We start from the raw sequence: 1,626 nt of genomic DNA on the forward strand, positions 1-1,626 counted from the left end.
GTCGCGGCGGGTGTAACCCGGTTCCAGTGCGCCCGGTGTACGCGCTGGTGGGCTCGCAGGTGGGACGACGTCGTCCCAGGCCCGGTGCATGGGGGTGAGGACGTGGGCCACCTGGTCGCCGTGCGGGGGCGCGGCTCGGCCGACCACCCAGGCGTGCGGGGTGTCGCAGGCCGGACAGCGGGTGGCGACCAGGACGTCGGGCTCGTCCCTGAGCAGGTGGGGGAGGGCGAACGAGTCCCAGGCGCAGCCGCCCCACCACAGCGTGTGCGCCCCCATCACGGAGAAGCCGAGCGGCACGGACGCGAACGGGTGGGCCATGACCACCCGGTCGTGGTCCCGCGGGTCCAGGACCACGTCATGGCTGTCATGAAGGGCAAGGGCGCGCAGTTCCCGACGCACCTCGTCGGCGGTGAGTTCGGTGAGCGCGGCGAGTTCCGGCACGCCCGGAGCACGGCCGGTGCGGGGTGAGGCGATGGTGTCCAGGATGCGCCGCGAGGAGGCCGGGAGACTTGAACGCCCGTGCGACACCGAGCGGGGCGCATCGTCCCAGGTGATGCGGTGAAAGGCGGCGGACCCTATCGCGTTACGGTGTGGAACCGACAGCGACGGTTGAGGGCCTCCTCATGTCACCCACCGAGCGGTCGAGCGTCCGTCCGCGGCGGACCTCGACGTGCGACACGATTCCAGAGAGAACCCGATGAGAAAGATCATCCTCGACTGCGACCCCGGGCACGACGACGCGATCGCGATGCTCCTGGCGCACGGCAACCCCGACGTCGAACTGGTCGCCGTCACCACCGTCGTCGGCAACCAGACCCTCGAGAAGGTCACCCGCAACGCCCTCTCGGTCGCCCGCATCGCGAACATCACCGGCGTCCCCTTCGCCGCGGGCTGCCCCCGCCCCCTGGTGCGCACCGCCGAAACGGCCGCCGGGATCCACGGCGAGAGCGGCATCGACGGCCCCGCGATGCCCGAGCCCACCCTGGCCCTGGACCCCCGGCACGCCGTCGACCTCATCATCGACACGGTGATGGCCCATGAGCCCGGCGAGATCACCCTCGTCCCCACCGCGGGTCTGACCAACATCGCCCTGGCCGTACGCAAGGAGCCCCGCATCGCCCAGCGCGTGCGCGAGGTCGTCCTGATGGGCGGCGGCTACCACACGGGCAACTGGAGCCCCGTCGCCGAGTTCAACATCAAGATCGACCCCGAGGCCGCCCACATCGTCTTCAACGAGAGCTGGCCGGTCACCATGGTCGGCCTCGACCTCACCCACCAGGCCCTCGCCACCCCGCAGGTCGTCGACCGCATCGCCCGCGTCGGCACCGGGCCCGCCACGTTCGTCAATGAACTCCTGGAATTCTTCGGCGCCATGTACCTCAAGGAGCAGGGCTTCGAACACCCCCCGGTGCACGACCCGTGCGCCGTCGCGTACGTCATCGACCCCGCCGTCATGACCGTCCGCAAGGCCCCGGTGGACATCGAGCTCACCGGCACCCTCACCCTCGGCATGACCGTCACCGACCTCCGCGCGCCCGCCCCCGACGACTGCCACACCCAGGTCGCGGTCACCCTCGACCACCAGCGCTTCTGGGATCTGATCGTGGACGCCCTCGAGCGGATCGG

The 1,626-nt window shown here is 70.9% G+C and carries 2 protein-coding genes; one reads left to right on the forward strand and one right to left on the reverse strand.

Features of this window, described 5'->3' with window-relative positions; all coding sequences use genetic code 11:
• Window positions 1-441: organomercurial lyase (gene merB, locus SSOG_RS38370; protein ID WP_245606470.1), on the reverse strand; the 441-nt coding region annotated here is incomplete at its 3' end.
• Between the two features lie 256 nt (window positions 442-697).
• Between merB and uriH the strand changes: the two genes are divergently transcribed.
• A partial coding sequence (gene uriH / locus SSOG_RS38375; protein ID WP_039942422.1) for a uridine-preferring nucleoside hydrolase UriH occupies window positions 698-1,626 on the forward strand: 929 nt, incomplete at its 3' end.

The organism is Streptomyces himastatinicus ATCC 53653 (assembly GCF_000158915.1).
Taxonomy (GTDB): domain Bacteria; phylum Actinomycetota; class Actinomycetes; order Streptomycetales; family Streptomycetaceae; genus Streptomyces; species Streptomyces himastatinicus.